Origin of the sequence: Halomonas nitroreducens (assembly GCF_003966155.1) — a bacterium.
Classification (GTDB): domain Bacteria; phylum Pseudomonadota; class Gammaproteobacteria; order Pseudomonadales; family Halomonadaceae; genus Halomonas; species Halomonas nitroreducens.
In genome coordinates, this window is the sequence record NZ_RXNS01000006.1 from 200,452 (window position 1) to 219,589 (window position 19,138).

The following is a 19,138-nucleotide window of genomic DNA, read 5'->3' on the forward strand; positions in this document are numbered from 1 at the left end:
AAGAGCCAGCGACGAGCGGGATAAGCCAAGAGCAACCCATCGTCAGCAGGCTTATTTTCTGCTTACCCGGCTGCGTTAGTTGTTACAATCCTTCCCCCGACTTCCCCAAACCGCCATCGGATGCAAGGGACGGCACCTTGGCCTCAGCCCCCATGACACCCCAGTTCGGCTCTGCCGCCGTTGCCACGCGCAGGATGCTCTCCCTGCCCACGCTGCGTGCCTGCCTGCCCGACGTCGAGCGCTTTCAGCTGTTCCGCCCGAGGCTGTCGCCTCGCCGGCCGCAGGCGATCATCGGCTGGGGGCACAAGCCCTCCTCTCGCCTGGCGCGCCGCCATGCCGCGCGACATGGCGTCCCCTACGTGGCCGTCGAGGACGGCTTCCTGCGCTCCTGGGGCCTCGGGGTTCATGGCTTCGCCCCCCACAGCCTGGTCGTGGATCACCAGGGCATCTACTACGACGCCTCGCGCCCGTCGGATCTCGAGCGACTGATCGAGGCGGCGGACTTCGCCCCGGAAGAAATCCAACGTGCCCGCCGGGCCATGCACCGCCTGCGCACCCTGCGGCTGTCCAAGTACAACCACGCCCCGGATCGCCCCCTGCCTCCCGGAGAGCGCCCCCGCATCCTGGTCGTGGACCAGACCGCGGGCGATGCCTCCATCGCTGGCGGCCTGGCCGGCGCCGACGACTTTGCGACCATGCTCGAGCGAGCCCTGGCAGAACACCCCGACGCCGAGGTGCTGGTCAAGGTGCACCCGGACGTGGTGGCCGGCAAGAAGCGCGGGCACCTGGATCGCGCCCGGGCGCATCCGCGCTGCCGCATCGTGGGCGAGGACCTCAACCCCTGGGCGCTGCTCGATGCCGTGGCGTGTGTCCATGTCGTCACCAGCCAGCTCGGCTTCGAGGCCCTGATCGCGGGCAAGCGCGTGGTGTGTCACGGCGTGCCCTTCTACGCCGGCTGGGGGCTGACCGACGATCGACGCGACTGCCCGCGACGCGGACAGCCGAGAACCCTCGAGCAGGTCTTCGCCGCGGCCTACCTGCGCTATGCCCGATACGCCAACCCCTATACGGGCGAGGCCACCACGCTCGAGGCCACCATCGACCTGATCGGCGATCAGCTGCGACACCAGCGGCGCCTGCAAGGCCGCTGGACCACCTACGGCCTGTCACGCTGGAAGCGCGGCTTCGTCGGCGACTTCCTGGGCGCCGAGGCCTCGGTTCGGCATGCCGACTCGCCGGGGCCTGGTCCCGTGCGTGATGACGAGCGCAGCCTCTGCTGGGCCAGCCGGGATGACCGCGACCTGCGGGATGCCGGCCGGCATGCGTGGCGCATGGAGGACGGCTTTATCCGCTCCGTCGGCCTGGGGGTCGACCTGGCGCGCCCGCTCTCCCTGGTCGTGGACGCCCGCGGCATCTATTACGACGCCCGTCGTCCCAGCGACCTCGAGCACCTGCTCAACCATACCCCCTTCGATGACGACCTGCGCCAACGCGCCGCTGCGCTGCGACAGCGCCTGGTCCGGCTGCGGCTGTCGAAGTACAACGTCGCCGGGGGGCAGGTCCCGACATTGCCAACCGACCGGCGCATTGTGCTGGTCCCGGGCCAGGTGGAGTCGGATGCGTCCGTGGCGCACGGCTCCCCCGACATTCGCAGCAACCGGGCGCTGCTGTCGGCGGTGCGCGCCGACAACCCGGACGCCTGCATCGTCTACAAGCCGCATCCGGATGTGCTCAGCGGCGCCCGGATCGGCCAGCTCGACGAGGCCTCGGCCGGCCTCTACGACGTCGACGCCAGCCATGCCGATATCACCGGGTTGCTGGACAGGGTGGACGAGGTCCATACCATGAGCTCCCTGACGGGCTTCGAGGCATTGCTGCGCGGTCGCCGCGTCGTCACCTACGGGATGCCCTTCTATGCAGGCTGGGGCCTCACCGAGGATCATCGTGCGTGCCACAGGCGCCAGCGGCGGCTGGCACTGGAGGAACTGATCGCCGGAGTGCTGATCCTGTATCCGCTCTACGTCGACCCCGCGACCCGGCAACTCTGCAATGCCGAAACGGCCGTCTCGCTGCTCGAACACTACCGCCGTGGCGGCGGGCAGCTCACCTGGAAGCACCGCGTCTATCGCTGGTATCGCAACACCTTCATTGGCAGGCACTGATTTGACTGTACCCAAGCGCTCCTTCCTGTTCCTGCAGGGCGTCTGCTCGCCGTTCTTCCAGCGGCTGGCCCGCCAGCTGGTCGCCGATGGCCACCGGGTCACCAAGGTCCAGTTCGCCGGGGGGGATATCGCCTACTGGTCGCGGCATGGCGGACCGGCCTACCGGTTTCGTGAGGCGCTGGAGGCCCTCCCGGCTTTCCTCGCGGAACTCCGGGAGCGTCACGCCGTCACCGACCAGGTGGTCTTCGGCGACCAGCGCCCCGTCCACCGGGCAGCGATCCGTTCGGCCCGCGCCGACGGGGTTCGCAACCATGTGCTCGAGGAGGGCTATTTCCGCCCCTTCTGGATCACCCTCGAACGGGAAGGCGTCAACGGCCATTCCCTGCTGCCCCAGAACGCGGCCTGGTTCCGCGACGTGGCCCCGACGCTACCGCCGCCGGCCAGGCCGACGCGCTTTCGCTCGCCGTTCCGGGTCCGCGCCACCCATGACGTGCTCTACCATCTGGCGGGGCTCGCCAACCCCGTGCTGTTTCCCCGCTACCGCAACCATGCGCCGGTCACCGCACCGGTGGAGTATGCCGGCTACCTGAAGCGCTTCGCCCAGCTGCGCCGCTGGAAGCCCCGGGATGCCCGGCGGATCGAGCGCCTCACGGCCGGTCGGGCGCCCTACTTCGTGCTGCCGCTTCAGCTCAACAGCGACGCCCAGATCCGCGACCATTCCCCCTTCTCGGGCATGCCCGAGGTGATCGACTACGTGATGGCCTCCTTTGCCCGCGAGGCCCCGAGCGACAGCCGGCTGTGCATCAAGAACCACCCGCTGGACATGGGGCTGATCGACTACGCCGGCCTGATCGGGCGCCTGGAGCGGCACTATGGCCTCGAGGGACGGATCACCTATCTCGAGTCAGGGGATCTCAACGTGCTCCTGAAGGGGGCGGCGGGCACCATCACGGTCAACAGCACCTCGGGGATCGTGGCCCTGGAGCACCGCTGCCCGACCATCGCCCTCAGCCGGCCCATCTACTGCCTGGACGGCCTGACGTTCAAGGGACCGCTGGACGCCTTCTGGCGCCAGCCCCCGCCGCCCCAGGATGACCTGTTCCACTGCTTCCACAAGACTGTCATGCATACCGTGCAACTTAACGGGGGCTTCTACTGCCGCCCCGGCATCGACCTCGCCCTGACCCATGTGGTGCGTCGTCTCGAGGCCGAGGTATCGCCACTCGAGGCCCTGCTGTGAGCCGATTCGCTTCCCATGCCATGAGCATCCTGATCACCGGCGCCAGCGGTGCCATCGGGGGCGCCCTGGCCAGAGCCTACGCCGCGGACGGGGTCCACCTGGTGCTGCACGGCCGCCGCCGTGACGCCCTCGAGGCCCTCGCCGACGAGTGCCGGGCCAGTGGCGCCAGCGTAGCGCTGGCCAGCGTCGACCTCACCGATGACGGTTCGCTGAGCCAATGGCTGGACGCGCTGCCGCTGCCGGATATCGTCATCGCCAACGCCGGGCAGAACACCCATGCCGCCCAGGACCGCGAGATGGAGGACTGGACGGCGAGCAGCCGACTGCTGGCCATCAACCTGCGCGCCCCGATGGCCATGGCCGAGCGCCTGGCCCCGAGAATGGCGGCCCGGGGACACGGCCAGCTGGTCTTCGTCAGCTCGCTCGCCGCCTGGCATGGCCTGCCCCTGACTCCCAGCTACAGCGCCAGCAAGGCCGGCATCAAGGCCTATGCCGAGGCCCTGCGTGGCTGGCTGGCGCCCCGCGGCGTCGGCGTGACGGTGATCATGCCCGGCTATGTCAGCTCGCCCATGTGTGCCGCCATGCCCGGCCCCAAGCCCTGGGAGCTCCCCCCCGAGCGCGCCGCCCGCCGCATCGTCCGCGGGGTCGCGCGCAACCGGGCGCGAATCAGCTTCCCCTTCCCGCTCAATGTCGGCTGCTGGTGGCTGGCGGTGCTGCCGGCCGGGCTCTCCCAGCGGCTGCTGGCCTGGATGGGTTACGGGAGGCGGCAATGAGTCACGCGCTGCTGTGGCCCTGGCTGGTCGGGCTGGGCCTGACCCTCGGGCTGGAGGCACTGCTGCGGCCCCCGGTGGCCCCCGTCTGGCGACGTCCCCTGGCCACCCTGGGCGTCCACCTGGGCACCTGGAGCCTGTTGTTCGCGCTGGTCGTGCTCGTCGTGCAGCGGCCCTGGTTCGCCCTGACCGTTATCGCCGCCTTGCAGCTCGTGGTGGTGCAATCCAGCAACACCAAGTGGCAGACCCTGCGCGAGCCGTTCCTTTGCCAGGACTTCGAGTACTTCCTCGACGCCCTTCGCCACCCTCGCCTCTACGTGCCCTTCTTCGGCATCGGGCTGGCGCTGGGCGCGATCGCCGCCGGCGCCCTGGCCATCGGTGGCTTCCTGATCCTGGAACCGTCGGCGGTCGGCCGCTTCGGCCCCTTGGCCTTCCTGGCAACGACGCTGGCCGCGGCCGGGCTCTCGGCCCTCCCGCTGGGCCTGGGGCTGGCGCGGCTGCCGCCGTGCTCGCTGGCACCGCAGACGGACCTGCAGCGCCTGGGGCTGTTCAGTGCCCTCTGGGCCTATGGGCGGCTGGCCCGGCAGCCGGTATCCCTGCCCCAGCAGACGCCGTTCGCGGTCGCCGACGGACACCGTGCGGCCCGGGAGGCCCTCCCCCATGTGGTGGCGGTGCAGAGCGAATCCTTCTTCGATCCCCGCGACTGGTGCCCGGCAATCCGCCCCGAGCTGCTGGCGCATTATGACGCCATGGTGGGCGCGGCGATCGCCCATGGCCCGCTCAGCGTACCGGCCTGGGGCGCCAACACGGTGCGCACCGAGGCCGCTTTCCTGACCGGCCTCGATGACCAGGCGCTGGGTATCCACCGCTTCAATCCCTATCATCAGCTGGCCAAGCGCTCGGCTCCCTCCCTGGCAACCAGCCTGAGAGCGCTTGGCTATCGTACGGTCTGCGTGCACCCCTATCCCGCCAGCTTCTATGCCCGGGATCGGGTGATGCCGCGCCTCGGCTTCGACGACTTCATCGACATCCGGGCCTTCGACGCGGCGGACTACTGTGGCCAGTACATCGGCGACCTCGCCGTGGCCGACACGGTTGGCAAGCTGCTCGCCGACCACGACAATAGCCCCCTGTTTATCTTCGTGATTACCATGGAGAATCATGGCCCCCTCGCGATGGACACCCTGGCGAAGGGCAAGGCCGACGAGTGGCTCAAGCCGAAGCATGCGCCGCTGCCGAGCGAGTGCGATGAGCTCGCCAGTTATCTCGCGCATCTGCGCAACGCGGACCGGATGACCGACCGGCTGCGCCAGGCGCTCTCGCGCTCCCCCCGTGAGGGGATACTGTGCTGGTACGGCGACCATGTGCCGATCATGCCCGCCGCCTACCGGCACTTCGGCCTGCCCGAGGGCACCACCAGCTATACCCTGTGGTCGACCCGCCAGCGGCGCGGGGCCACTCGCGATCACGAGACATTGAGCGCCAGCCACTTGGGGTACCGCCTCTGGCAGGCCGTACTGGAGGCCGCAACACGCGCCACCGACCAGGACGTCAAGACACCGCATCACCAGGAGCAAGCATGACAAGACGCGTGGCCATCATCGGCGTAGCCCATCGTATGCCGGGCACCACCCCCGAATCCTTCTGGGATGACCTGAAGGCCGAGAAGGACCTGGTGACCCAGGTGGCCGCCGACCGCTGGAGTCATGACGCCTTCCAGCACCCCGACCGCCGCCATCCCGGCACCAGCGTGACCTTCGCCGCCGGCAGCCTGGGGGACATCAGCGGCTTCGATGCGGACTTCTTCGGTATCTCCCCGCGGGAAGCCGCCCACATGGACCCCCAGCAGCGCATGCTCCTGGAGCTGACCTGGGAGACCATGGAGAGCGCCGGGCTGGCACCGGGTCGGCTGCGCGGCAGCCAGTGCGGCGTCTATGTCGGTGTGGCCAGCCTGGACTACTCCTATCGCATGGCGGACGACATGGCCGCCATCGACGCCCCCACCGCCACCGGCAATACCTCGAGCATCGCCTCGAACCGGCTGTCCTACCTCTTCGACCTGCACGGCCCGAGCATGTCGGTGGACACGGCCTGTTCCTCCTCGATGGTGGCCTTCCACCAGGCCTGTCAGGCGATCCGCGCCGGCGAGACCCCCATGGCCCTGGCCGGCGGCATCAGCCTGCACCTGCACCCCTACGGCTTCATCATCTTCTCCAAGGCCAGCATGCTCTCGCCGTCGGGGCGCTGCCGCGTGTTCGACGCCGACGGCGATGGCTACGTGCGCTCCGAGGGCGCCGGCCTCTTCCTGCTCAAGGACTACGACCGCGCCGTGGAGGACGGCGACCCCATCCTCGCCGTGGTGGCCGGTTCCGCCGTCAACACCGACGGCCACAAGCAGGGCCTGACAGTGCCCAACCCCGAGGCCCAGGTGGCCCTGATGCGCCAGGCCTATGACCAGGCCGGCATCGCCCCGGACGAGATCGACTATCTCGAGGCTCACGGCACCGGGACCGCGGTCGGCGATCCCATCGAGACCCGGGCGATCGGCGAGGCCCTGGCCCGCCAACGCCGCCATCCCCTGCCCATCGGCTCGGTGAAGAGCAATCTCGGCCACCTGGAGACCGCCTCCGGCGTGGCCGGGCTGGCCAAGGCGCTCTACAGCCTGCGCCATCGGGAGGTGCCGGCCACCATCGGCATCCGCCGGCTGAACCCGAAGATTCATTTCGATGAGTGGAACCTCGAGGTGGTCACCCGGGCCCGGCCCCTGAAGGCCGACGGCCGGCTGGTGATCGGCGTCAATTCCTTCGGCTTCGGCGGCGCCAATGCCCATGTGATCCTGGCGAGCCCGCCGGAACGGGCCTCAGCCACGCCGGCGAGTACCACGCCCGCCGCCAGCGCGCCGTTGCCGCTGCGGCTCTCCGCCCGGGGCGAGCCCGCCCTGAAGGCCATGGCCGCGGCGCTGGCCGAGCACCTGCGCGACAGCGACGACAGCCTCTACGACATCGCCCACACCCTGTATCGCCACCGGGAACACCACCGCGATGGCCTGCTGCTGTTCGCCGACAGCAAGCCGGCGGCCGCTCAACGGCTCGCCGCCTGGGCCGCCGAGACCGGCCCCGCGGACACGGCCCTCGGCATCACCGAGGGCCAGCGGCTCGACGGTGCCCAGGGACCGGCCTTCGTCTACGACGGCAACGGCTGCCAGTGGGAGACCATGGGGCGCGACCTGCTGGCCGCCTCCGAGGTCTTCGCCGAGGCCGTGGACGAGGTCGACGCCCTGTTCGCGCCGCGGGCCGGCTTCTCGCTGCGCGCCGAACTCGAGGGACGCAACGGCCAGGACCGCTTCGATCAGACCGAGATCGCCCAGCCCGCGCTCTTCGCCATCCAGGTGGGCATCACCCGCCTGCTGGCGGCACATGGCATCCGGCCCAGCGCCGTGACCGGCCACAGCGTCGGCGAGGTGGCCGCGGCCTGGGCCAGCGGCGCCCTGCCGCTGGCCGATGCCGTCACGGTCATCCACCTGCGCAGCCACTACCAGGGGTTGACCCGGGGCCAGGGCGAGATGACCGCCGTGGGTCTCGGGGAAGCCGACATCGCCCCCCTGCTCGACCGCCCGCAGCACCGAGCCATCAGCCTCGCCGGCATCAACAGCCCCAAGGGCGTCACCGTCGCCGGGCCCGCCGAGGCCCTGGGGCGGCTGGAGGCCAAGCTGGCCGACCAGGGCACCTTCGCCAAGCGCCTGCCCCTGGACTACGCCTTCCACAGCCCGGCGATGGATCCCATCGAACGCGATCTGATCGGCGCCCTGGCGTCCCTGCGCCCGGAGCCGACGCAGGTGCCGTATGTCTCCACCGTCACCGGGGCCCACCTGACGGGCGACGCCCTGGGCGCCGACTACTGGTGGCACAATGTGCGCCAGCCGGTGCGCTTCGCGGCGGCGGTGGCCACCCTGCTCGATGCGGGCACCGACGTGTTCATCGAGATCGGCGCGCATCCCATCCTGCGCCGCTACCTGAGCGAGGCGCAGACCCAGGCCGCCCGACCGGGCCAGGTGATCACCACCCTCGAGCGCGAGCAGGATGGGGCGGCCTGCATCGAGCGGGCCATCGGCCAGGCCCTGCTCAGCGGCATCGCCCACGACGACAGCGGCTGGTTCCCGGTGGCCGGCTGCCGGGTCGAACTGCCGCGTTATCCCTGGCAACACCGACCCCACTGGGTGCCCGGCACGCCAAGCGCCGCCGGCCTGCTGCAGCGCCATTACGAGCATCCCCTGCTGGGCTACCGCCTGGCCCAGCAGGCCCTCACCTGGGAAAGCGAGCTCGACACGGGCCGCCAGCCCTGGCTCGGCGACCACGTGGTGGGCGACGCCCCGGTCTTCCCCGGCGCCGGCTACGTGGAGCTGGCGCTGGCCGTCGGCGCCCTGTGGCGGGCGCCGGCCACCCTGGATATCGAGGAACTGGAGATCCAGGCGCCGCTGATGCTCGACGGCCCCCACGGGCGCACCCTGCGCCTGGCGGTCGAGCCCGCCGATGGTCGCCTGGCGATGCGCTCCCGGGAGACCGGCGCCGACGGCGACTGGCAGCTGCATGCCACCGCCCGGATCATGGAGCAGAGCCGCGGCCTGATGCTGCAGCGCCGCTGCCCCGAGCAACCGGCGCGGGCGCCGGATATCGAGCTGGATGCCCACCTGGCGGCGGCCGCCCGGCTGGGGCTGGCCTATGGGCCGGCCTTCCAGGCCATCGATCGCGCCTGGCTCGCGGGCGACGAGGTGATCGGCGCCATCCGCCCCAGCGAGGCCATCGAGGCCCACCGGGAGGCGCTCTGGCTGCATCCCGGCATCCTCGACAGCGCCTTCCAGCTGTTCCTGCCGCTGCTGGCCCAGGATGACGCCCCGCGGGACGGCCTGGCCTTCGTGCCGGTGCGGGTCGGTCGCGTGCAGTTCGACCCCGCCGCCGGGCCACCCGCCCTGGCCCGGGCCCGGCTGGTCAAGCGCGCGCCCTACTCCTTCACCGCCGACTTCGAGCTCTTCGATGCCCAGGGCCGGGCGGTAGCGGTGCTCGCCGGGACGCGCTTCAAGGCGCTGCGCCTCACCCCGTCCGGCCAGGCCCCGCTGAGCTATCTCGACGTGGCGCTGAGCCCGGCGCCGCGTCCCGAGCAGTGCCCCCTGCCGCCGCTCGCGGCCCTGCAGGCGGCCCTGCCCGGGCTGGTCGACGGCTACGCCGAGGCCACCGGCCACCGCTATGCCCAGGAGGTGGCGCCGCTGCTGGACCGCCTGGTCGAGGCCTTCGCCGAGGAGGCGCTGCGCCCCGAACTGGACGGCCAATGGCTCAGCCAGGCGCGCTACCAGGCCCTGGCCGGGCGCCACCTCCAGGCGCGCCCCTTGCTCGACCAGCTGCTGCACCTGCTGGAGGACGCCGGCCGGCTCGAGGCCGGCGATGGCGGCTGGCGGCTGGCGGCTGGCGAGGTGGCGCCCGCCGCCATCTGGCAGCTGCTGAGCCGGGACTACCCCGGGCATGGCGCGCCCATCCAGCAGGTCGGCCGCTTCGGCCTGCACCTGCGCGCGCTGCTTGCCGGCGACGCCGACGCCGGGACCATCGGGCTGACCCGCGAGGGCCTGACACGGCTCAACCGGGAGCTGATCGGCCACCACGGCTGGCGGGCCCTGGCCGAACCCCTGGCCGAGGCCCTGACCCGCACCCTCGAGGCCCTGCCCGCAGGACAGCGCCTCGGCCTGCTCGAGGCCGGGGTCAGCGTCCCGGCGCTGGGCGAGCGTCTTGCCGCGCAGCTCGACCCGGACCGCTGCGACGTTCGCCTCCTCGCGGCGGGGGAGCTGGCCTGGCAGCAGGCCGAGCAGCTGCGCGACCGCGAGCCGCGCATCGAGGTCGAGGCCCTGGACGCCCTGGCCGAGGCCCCCGCGCGGGCCCAGCTGGCCCTGGTCAGCCTCGACGTCAGCCAGCGGGACACCAGCCGCCGCCTGCTCGAGGCCCTGCCCGAGCGCCTCGCTCCCGGCGCGTCGCTGCTGCTGCTGGGCCTGGCCCCGTCCGCCTGGCTGGATACCCTGCTCGCCACACCGGGACTCGGCGAGGACCAGCGGCCACCGGCCGCCTGCGAGCACGAGGATGTGGTCGGCTGGCTGGAGCGCCTCGGCGCCGAGGACATCCAGCCCATTCCGCTGGAGGGTGACACGGGCGCCTACCTGCTGCATGCCCGCCTGCCCCAGGCGGCGGTCTCGGCGGCCCCCGCCCCGCGTCATCGGCTGCTGGTGAGCGACGCGACCTGCCACCCGAGGGCCCAGGCCCTCGGGGAGGCCCTGGAGCAGCAGGGCGACCCGGTCACCCTGCTGGCGTCACCACCGACCAGCGAACAGTGGCAGGCCCTCCAGCAGGCCGCGATGGACGCCGACGCCGCCCTCGATATCCTCGACCTGGCCGAGTCCGGCACCGCGCGTTGCCAAGCCGCCGCCGACTGGGCCCGCCGGCTCGAGACAGCGACCGCCGAGACCACCCTCTGGCTGGTCACCCAGGGCGTGGCCGCCATGTGGGGCCCGACGGCGGTGGAGGCGTCCGAGGATGCCGCGCTCTGGGGCTTCGGGCGCAGCCTGGCCAACGAGGCCGGCGCGTTCGCCGTCAAGCTGGTCGACCTGCCGGGCGACGGCCCGAGCGAGGCGGCGCTCCAGGCCCTGGCCCGGGAACTGCGCGCCCCGGATGCCGAGAACGAGCTGGTCCTCGATGGGCAAGGCCAGCGCTTCGCCACGCGCCTGCGCCCCCTGCCCGCCCCCGACCCCCGCCCGGCCGACGCCGCGGGCGACGCGCCGGCCATGACCCTCGGCTTCCCCCTGCCCGGCCAGCTGCGCCACCTCAGCTGGCGGCCCCGCGCCCTGCCTCGTCCCGGCGCGGGCGAGCTCGAGGTGCGGGTCGAGGCCACCGGCCTCAACTTCCGCGACGTGATGTACACCCTGGGCCTGCTCTCCGACGAGGCCATCGAGAACGGCTTCGCCGGCCCCACGCTGGGCCTCGAGTTCGCCGGGGTGGTCGAACGGGTCGGCCCGGAGGTCAATGACCTGGCCCCGGGCGATGCCGTGGTCGGCTTCGGCCCGGCCAGCTTCAGCGACCGGCTGATCGCCAGCCGCCAGGCCGTCGCACCGCTGCCGGGCGGGCTGGACTTCGCGGCGGCGGCGACCATCCCCACCACCTTCTTCACGGTGTACTACGCTCTCAAGCACCTGGCGCGCCTGGCGCCCGGCGAGCATGTGCTGATCCATGGCGCCGCCGGCGGGGTCGGCCTCGCCGCCATCCAGGTCGCCCGCTGGCTGGGCGCCGAGATCCATGCCAGCGTGGGCTCGGCCGAGAAGCGCGACTTCCTGCGCCTGAGCGGCGTCGAGCGGCTGCATGACTCCCGCGCCCTGACCTTCGCCGAGGAAATCCTTGAGGCGACCGACGGCCGCGGGGTGGACGTGGTGCTGAACTCGCTGGCCGGCGAGGCCATCAACCAGAACCTGCGGGTGCTGCGCCCCTTCGGTCGCTTCCTGGAGCTCGGCAAGCGCGACTTCTACGAGAACACCCATATCGGCCTGCGGCCCTTCCGCAACAACCTCAGCTATTTCGGCATCGACTCGGATCAGCTGATGAAGGCCTGCCCGGAGCTGACCCGGACGCTGTTCGCCGAGATGATGGCGCTGTTCGAGGACGGCACCTTCACGCCGCTGCCCTACACCGCCTTCGGCAACCATCAGGTCGTCGAGGCCTTTCGCTACATGCAGCAGGCCCGCCAGATCGGCAAGGTGGTGGTCACCCAGGAGCGCCCCCTCGCCGATCAGGCCACACCACCGGCCGCCGCGCCCCCCGCGCTGCGGCTGCGCGAGGACGCCAGCTACCTGGTCACCGGCGGTCTCGGCGGCTTCGGCCTGCACACCGCCGAGTGGCTCGCCGAGCGCGGCGCCCGGCACCTGATCCTGGTCGGCCGTCGCGGGGCCGGCTCGCCGGAGGCCCGCGAGGGCCTGGCGCGCCTGCACGCCCGGGGCGTGAACGTGGAGGCCGCGGCCTGTGACGTCACCGACCGCGACGCCCTCGCCGCCCTGCTGGCCCGCTGCCGCGACGCGTTGCCCCCGCTGCGCGGGGTGGTCCATGCCGCCGCCGTCATCGAGGACGCGCTGATCCGCAACCTCGAGGACGAGTGCCTGGCGCGGGTGCTGGCGCCCAAGGTGGAAGGTGCGCGCCACCTGGACGTGCTGACCCGCGACGACCCGCTGGACTTCTTCGTGCTCTACTCCTCGGCCACCACGCTGTTCGGCAATCCGGGCCAGGCCGCCTACGTGGCCGCCAATCACTGGCTGGAGGCCCTGGCGGCCGAGCGCCGCGCCCGGGGACGGCCGGTGACCTGCGTGCGCTGGGGGGCCATCGAGGATGTCGGCTTCCTGGCCCGCCACACCCGTACCCGCGACGCCCTCCAGGAGCGCCTGGGCGGCTCGGCCCTGCGCGCCGACGAGGCCCTGGCCGTGCTCGAGAAGATGCTCGCGACGGATGCCCCCAGCCTCGGCGTGCTCGAACTGGACTGGTCCGCCCTGGCCCGCTTCCTGCCCACCGCCGAGGCCCCGCGCTTCCGCGAGATCGCCCATGGCGCCGGACACGACGACCACCAGGACGACAGCGGCCAGGACATCGCGCGCCTGCTCGCCGAGCTGTCGCCCGAGCAGCTGCATGCCACCGTCACCGAGCTGCTCAAGGCCGAGCTGGCCGGCATCCTGATGATCGAGGAGGACAGGATCGACGTGCACCGCTCGGTCTATGACATGGGCTTCGATTCGCTGATGGGCGTGGAGCTGATGACGGCCATCGAGGCACGCCTCGGCGTGCGGGTGCCGGTGATGGTGCTCAGCGAGGCCTCGACCCTCGACCGACTGAGCGGCGTGCTGATCGAGCGGCTGACCCGCGACGCCTCGCAGGCCGACAGCCAGGACGCGGATCTCGCCGCCCTGGCCGCCCGCCACGGCGCCGACACCCTGTCCGACACCCCCCGGGAGGCCACCCCCTCATGACGCAAGATAACCGTCACCTCAAGCAGCAGCTGCTCGACGAGGCCAGGGGGCGACGCCGCACCCGCGCCCGGCAGGCGGCGTCACCCGACGCCCCGCAGGCCGGCGGCGGGGCCGTGGCGGAGCACCTGACCCGCTTCGACAGCCATCCCGGCTACCAGCAGCTGAGCCTGATGCGCGAGGGCGCGCGCCGGCTGGGCCTGAGCGATCCCTTCTTCAAGCGCCACGACGGCAACGCCGGCGCCACCACGGTGATCGAGGGGCGCGACTACCTGAACTTCGCCAGCTACAACTACCTGGGCTTCTCGGGCGATCCCCGGGTCAACCAGGCCGCCCGGGAGGCCCTGGAGCGCTATGGCAGCTCGGTCTCGGCCAGCCGTATCGTCTCCGGCGAACGCCCGATCCACGCCGAGCTCGAGGGGGCGATCGCCGAAGCCTATGGCGTGGACGATGCCGTGGCCTTCGTCAGCGGCCATGCCACCAATGTCTCCACCCTGGGCTACCTGCTCGGGCCGCGGGACCTGATTCTCCACGACGAGTACGTCCACAACAGCGCCCTGGTCGGAGCCCAGCTCTCCGGCGCCCGGCGCATGGCCTTCGCCCACAACGACCCGGCGGCCCTGGACGACCTGCTGCGCCGGCACCGGCCACAGTTCGAGCGGGTGCTGATCGTCATCGAGGGCCTCTACAGCATGGACGGCGATCTCCCCGAGCTGCCGCGCTTCGTCGAGATCAAGCGCCGTCACCAGGCCTGGCTGATGGTCGACGAGGCCCACTCCTTCGGGGTGCTGGGCGAGCATGGCCTGGGCCTCGGCGAACACTACGGCGTGCCCAGCCACGACGTGGACATCTGGATGGGCACCCTGAGCAAGACCCTGGCCGGGTGCGGCGGCTATATCGCCGGCTGCCAGCCGCTGGTCGACACGCTGCGCTACCTGGCGCCGGGCTTTCTCTACAGCGTGGGCATGCCCGCCCAGGTCGCCGCCCCCTCGCTGAAGGCGCTGCAACTGATGCGCCAGGAACCCCAGCGCGCCCGGCGCCTGCGCGAGATCTCGCGCTACTTCCTCGACCAGGCCCGCCGGCGGGGGCTGGATACCGGGCACAGCATCGGGGCCGCGGTGGTGCCGGTGATCCTCGGCAGCTCACCGCGCGCCGCCGGCCTCTCCCATGCGCTGTTCGAGCGCGGCATCAACGTGCAGCCGATCCTGCACCCGGCCGTGCCGGAGAAGAGTGCCCGCCTGCGCTTCTTCCTCTCCTGCGACCACAGCGAGGCCCAGGTCGACCACACGCTCGACGCCCTGGTGGCCCTCATGGCCGAGCCGGTCGAGGCCCCCCGCGGCTAGTCCCGCCACGCGACCTTCCCGGCCGCCCTGCCTGGCCCCGCCCGTGCGCGGGGCCAGGCAGATGCCCTTGCCCGCCAACCGCCGACTCGCGGCGCTCCTCGCGGGCGGCGCATGACCCCGCCTCACCATCGCCGGAACCGTCGTGCTGCCAGCGGGTCGTCCCTGTCGATGCAACGTATGAGTTTCGCCAGTCTTCTTCAGCAGGCGTTGGCCCATACTTTTCCAGGCAAGTACCAAATATATCACTTAATTAGCTGATTTTTAAGGCAAATCGGCCATCCTGTAATCTTTTGTTACTGAGTGTTGCTAGTGTGATTCAACAGCAGCATCACTCAGGCCTTCGAGTGATAACAAGGAATGAGAAAGGCCAGGCATCAGTGACGAGTCCTCACCCCTACTCGCTCTCGGGAGGTGTCGATGAACAGGCACACCGTCCTGGCCACGGCCTGGCTCATGACCGCGCCAGCCCTTGCGGTCAACGCCGCCGCGGCGGATCTCTATCTCTTCGCGGACGCCGGCTTCGCCGAGCCCGACCTTGACACCCTGGACCGCCGCCACCAGCGGATGGCCGAGCGGATGACCGACAACGGCGGGGTCGCCCTGGTGGATGTCGACGACCAGAGCGGTGCCGGCGTCATCGGCGTGGGCATCCAGCCCTTCCGCTACCTGGCCCTCGAACTGGGCTACTACCATCTGGGGGACTACCGGCTCGAGACCCGCGGGGCGCTCACCACGCCCACCCACGACCTCGCCTCGCGGACGGTAACCGATGTGGAAGTTCGCGGTTGGGGGTTGAACGGCAAGCTGCTGCTGCCCATCAGCGAGGCCCTCAGCGGCACCTTCACCACCGGGATCGCCCGCATCGACACCGACATCACGGCGGTGACGACGCACCGTGGCGAGGTGCTCGGCGAGCCGTTCTCGACCCGGGAGACCACCGAACACCGCTTCGAGGACACCGTCGGCATCCTCGGCATCGGCGCCTGGTACCGGCTCGGCGACCATCTGGGGCTGCGAGTCGACTATCGCTACCTGGGCGGCTTCGGCCAGGGGGAGGACGGTGGCGACAGCGACCTGGACCTGTTCACCGCCGGGGTGGTCTACGTCTTCTGATGCCCGGAGACCGGCTGGCCAATGCTGCCACCTCGCCGCCGCCAGAACGCGGCCGCCGCCTGCGGGTCGCCGACCCGGCGGGCGGTGACGGCGGCATTGGCGGCCATCCGGCGCGCCTCTCCCGGATGCTCCAGCAACCAGCTCAGGCAGCGCTGCCAGTGACGCGGGTCGTCGTCGGCGAGCAGCCCATTCACGCCATCCTCGACGATCTCCGTGTAGGGCGGACGCCGCGAGTAGATGCCCACGCCGCCCATGGCGGCGATGTCCAGGAACTTGATGAACGACTTGCCGCGATTGAACGGGGTATCGAGCAACGGCGCCAGGCCGATATGGACGCGCCGCCGTGCCTGATAGACACGAAATTTGCCCCAGGGAAGCGGCGCCGGACAACACGTACGAGGCAGGTCGGTCAGCGCCAACGGCACGTGTTCCCCCAGCATCAGCTCGAGTTCGCTATCGACCCGTTCGCTCTGAACGCGCGCGAGCGCCGGGGCGAGATGGGCGAGATCCGCCAGGTGCGCCCGAGTGCCGTGAAAGCCGATCCGCCAGGGAGCGTACGACGTGGGGCCCCGCTCGAGATGCGCCAGGTCAGGCAGCGGCGCCAGAAGCGGCGGCGTCAGCACCGCGACCCTGGCGTGGCGGCGGGCAAGGCGTCCGGCCAACGCCTCGCTGCTGGCCACGACCTCATCGGCCAACGCCAGCAGGCGCGGCTGCTGGGCGGCGGCCGACGCCATGCGCGCTCGATAGGCCGACGGCAGTGTTGCATCCTCGGCCGCCGCCCCGAGCTCATCATCGATCAGGTAGAGGATGCGCCCGAAGCGGGCTCGCTCACGCTCGAGCCAGCGCAGCGCCACGGTTGGCAAGGTGCGGCACAGCACCAGGTTGGCCCCCAGTTGCCGGGTCAACACCCAGCGCGCCAGTGGCCAGCGCCAGCCGCGCACATCCAGCCGGCCCACCTCGTGGCCCTCGGAACGCAAACGGGGCGCGGCCGACGCGAGAAAGTAGATATCCTCGGTCGGCCGCGCCCCATCGCTCAACACCAGCCAGCGCTCACCTTTCACCATTTACCACTCACTATCCACTCCTCCAGGACGCTCGATGCCCCCCTTTTACCGCTTGAAGCTTACGGCTTACCGCTCCCGGCGCCGCCGGGTTCAGCGTAGCGAAAAATCCTCGTGCACCAATGTCAGGTTGGGGTTGTAGGCCGGGTCATTGTCGAGCTGCTCCTCCCAGGTGCGGCGCATATAATCACATTCCGCCAGCCATCGGGCGCGCTTCTTCGGGGTATCATCGGCGCCCCGGGACACCGACTCGTGATGGTAAAGCTCGGCATGCGGTGTCCACAGGTTGCGATAGCCCGCCTCGCGCACCTTGAGGCAGAGATCGACATCGTTATACGCCACCGCCAGATCGGCCTCGTTCAGCCCGCCCACTTCCTCGAAGACGCTCCGCCGCAGCAGGAGGCAGGCCGCCGTGACCGCCGAGAGGTTCTGGGTCAGCTTCAGCCGCCCCTGAAAGCCCTCCTCGTCGCGCTGGAAGAAGCGATGGCCGTGACCGGCGATGCTGCCCAGCCCGAGAATCACGCCGCCATGCTGAATCGTCCCGTTGGGATAATAGAGCTTGGCCCCCACGCAGCCGATCTCCGGCCGGCCTGCCTGGCCGACCATCTCGGTCAACCAGTCGCTGTTGATCGGCTCGATGTCGTTGTTGACCAGCCCCAGGAGCTCGCCACGGGCTTGGCTCGCACCGAAGTTATTGATCGCCGAGTAGTTGAAGGGGTGGTTCCAGCGCAGCACGCGCACCCTCGCATCCCGCGCCTCCACCTCGGCCATGTAGGCCAGCGTCTCCGGGCAGTCGCTCTGATTGTCCAGGATCAGCAGCTCGAAATGCCGATAGGCGGTCCGCTCGAGGATGGCATCCACGCAGGGCCTGAGAATCTCCACGCCGTCGCGGGTCGGCACCAGCAGGCTGACCAGGGGGGCGGGCCGGGGAATCGGCCAGCACACTCGCACGCTGCCCGGCAGCAGCCCGAGGTGGGCCCGCGCCTCGGGGGCCTCGGCATCCAGGTAGGCCTGCACCCGGTTGACGACCCGAGGGTCCGCTTCCACGAGGTCATCGCTGCAGCGGTGCAGCAGAATCCAGGGCAGGTGGGTCACCCGGCGGCCGGCATTGCGACCGAATGTCGCCAGGAAACGCAGCGCCGTCGCGTGCATCATGGCCTGCCCGTCGGTCTGTCCCGGCTCGGCCGGGAAGCCGCCCAGCGCCTCCAGCGTCCGGCGCGCGACACATGCCATGTGCCCAAGGTAGGCTCGCGAGAGGAGCAGGTCGGGGTTCCATCCGGGCTTGAAGTTGGGCGTATGCCGCCGCCCGTTGGCATCCAGGCGATCCTCATCGGCATAGAGCAGGCCGAGCTCCGGACGTTGGCCGAAGGCCAGGGCGAGCCGATGCAGGGCATCACTGCTCAACCGATCTCCCCGAGTGAGCACCGCCACCAGCTCGCCGTCGCAGGCCGCGAGACCGGCGTTCAGCATCGCCCCGCCGTTGTCCGGGGTCGCCTCGATCCACTGGACACGCGGCTCTGACGCCACCCGCCTGGCCACGGCGTCCCGCGCCTCGGGACTCAATGACGTCGCCAGGATGACGCAGGCCTGCCAGCGGCCATGGGTCTGACAAGACAGCGTCGCCAGGCGCGCCTCGAGTTCCGCCGGGTCGTCCGAGGTGACCGGCAACAACAGGCTGATCCGCGGCAGGTCCTGCCGCTCGACCACGGCGGCGGGCTCCGTCCGGTCGTCCTGTCGACGGGGCATTTCCACCTGCTCGATCCACTGCCGATAATTGTGCTTCGAGCACAGGCTCACGAAGGTCGTCTCGTAGTCCTCCATCGCCAGCGCCGTCCAGGCGCGCTTCGCCTGTCGGGCACGTGCCCGGAGGTCACGCCTGACCTCGTGCTTGGTCCGCCCCCGGTAGTGCCGATGGCTATGGGTCAGACGCTGCAGCAGCCGGTCATGGGCGAACCAGGGGGTCAGCCAGACGCAGCGAAAGTGGGTCAGACGAAACCGCCCCCGGGCATTCATCGGGCAAAAGACAATGCGTCGCGTGTCGAAGGGCACGCGGACCAGCCGCTTGGTGACCTTGCCGGCTCGCAAGGGCAATTCGACCGTCGTTGTCCCGCGTGGCGTCTCGAAGGTCAGGCTCGCCGCCACGCCGGTGACGGAGCGCTCGCCGGCGATCTCGATCATGTTCCAGCCGGGGAGCGGCAGTCGTCCTTGCCAGCGAAACGCCGCCTCGCTTCCCGTGACCTGCCACTCTTCGCCATCCCCCCGCTCGAGATGGCGCTCCGGCAACAGCGAGGCCGGGTGACGGAGATGGAGTTGCCAGGGCTTGGCGGGATGGCTCAGGGGGGGAGACATGGACACTCGATACGAATCTGGTTCTATGGGCATGGAAACGAGAATACCAGTCGATATTTCCCGTCAGGG

9 protein-coding genes are annotated in these 19,138 nt (G+C 70.7%); 7 read left to right on the top strand and 2 right to left on the bottom strand.

Annotated elements, in window-relative coordinates; all coding sequences use genetic code 11:
- Positions 1–152: 152 nt before the first annotated feature.
- The 7 genes from EKG36_RS08395 to EKG36_RS08425 all read left to right on the top strand — a co-directional run bounded on the left by EKG36_RS08395 (position 153) and on the right by EKG36_RS08425 (position 15,659).
- Positions 153–2,162, top strand: a complete 2,010-nt coding sequence (locus EKG36_RS08395; protein WP_126482998.1) for a capsular polysaccharide biosynthesis protein — start codon at positions 153–155, stop codon at positions 2,160–2,162.
- A 1-nt stretch (position 2,163) separates the two neighbouring features.
- On the top strand, positions 2,164–3,402 hold the full coding sequence (locus tag EKG36_RS08400) for a capsule biosynthesis protein (protein WP_246007465.1): 1,239 nt from the start codon (positions 2,164–2,166) through the stop codon (positions 3,400–3,402).
- 20 nt (positions 3,403–3,422) lie between these two features.
- A complete protein-coding gene (locus tag EKG36_RS08405; protein WP_126483048.1) occupies positions 3,423–4,175 on the top strand; it encodes an SDR family NAD(P)-dependent oxidoreductase in 753 nt (250 codons plus the stop codon).
- The gene (locus EKG36_RS08410) at positions 4,172–5,755 is read left to right on the top strand and encodes an LTA synthase family protein (RefSeq protein ID WP_126483002.1); all 1,584 of its coding nucleotides are present in this window, start codon (positions 4,172–4,174) and stop codon (positions 5,753–5,755) included. The genes EKG36_RS08405 and EKG36_RS08410 overlap by 4 nt, the downstream gene beginning before the upstream one ends.
- Positions 5,752–13,206: a type I polyketide synthase gene (locus EKG36_RS08415; protein WP_126483004.1), complete on the top strand. Its 7,455-nt coding sequence runs from the start codon at positions 5,752–5,754 to the stop codon at positions 13,204–13,206. The genes EKG36_RS08410 and EKG36_RS08415 overlap by 4 nt, the downstream gene beginning before the upstream one ends.
- Entirely contained in the window at positions 13,203–14,546 is a 1,344-nt protein-coding gene (locus tag EKG36_RS08420) for an aminotransferase class I/II-fold pyridoxal phosphate-dependent enzyme (protein ID WP_126483006.1), read from the top strand. Before EKG36_RS08415 ends, EKG36_RS08420 begins: the two co-directional genes overlap by 4 nt.
- Before the next feature lie 417 nt (positions 14,547–14,963).
- Complete coding sequence (locus tag EKG36_RS08425; protein ID WP_126483008.1) at positions 14,964–15,659, top strand: outer membrane beta-barrel protein; 696 nt, start codon at positions 14,964–14,966, stop codon at positions 15,657–15,659.
- On the opposite strand, the gene EKG36_RS08430 is transcribed toward EKG36_RS08425, so the two are convergent.
- Together EKG36_RS08430 and EKG36_RS08435 are read right to left on the bottom strand one after the other, a co-directional pair.
- A complete protein-coding gene (locus tag EKG36_RS08430) occupies positions 15,647–16,723 on the bottom strand; it encodes a glycosyltransferase family protein (RefSeq protein ID WP_126483010.1) in 1,077 nt (358 codons plus the stop codon). The genes EKG36_RS08425 and EKG36_RS08430 overlap by 13 nt on opposite strands.
- Before the next feature lie 90 nt (positions 16,724–16,813).
- The gene (locus EKG36_RS08435) at positions 16,814–19,069 is read right to left on the bottom strand and encodes a glycosyltransferase family 2 protein (protein ID WP_126483012.1); all 2,256 of its coding nucleotides are present in this window, start codon (positions 19,067–19,069) and stop codon (positions 16,814–16,816) included.
- Between the last annotated feature and the right edge of the window lie 69 nt (positions 19,070–19,138).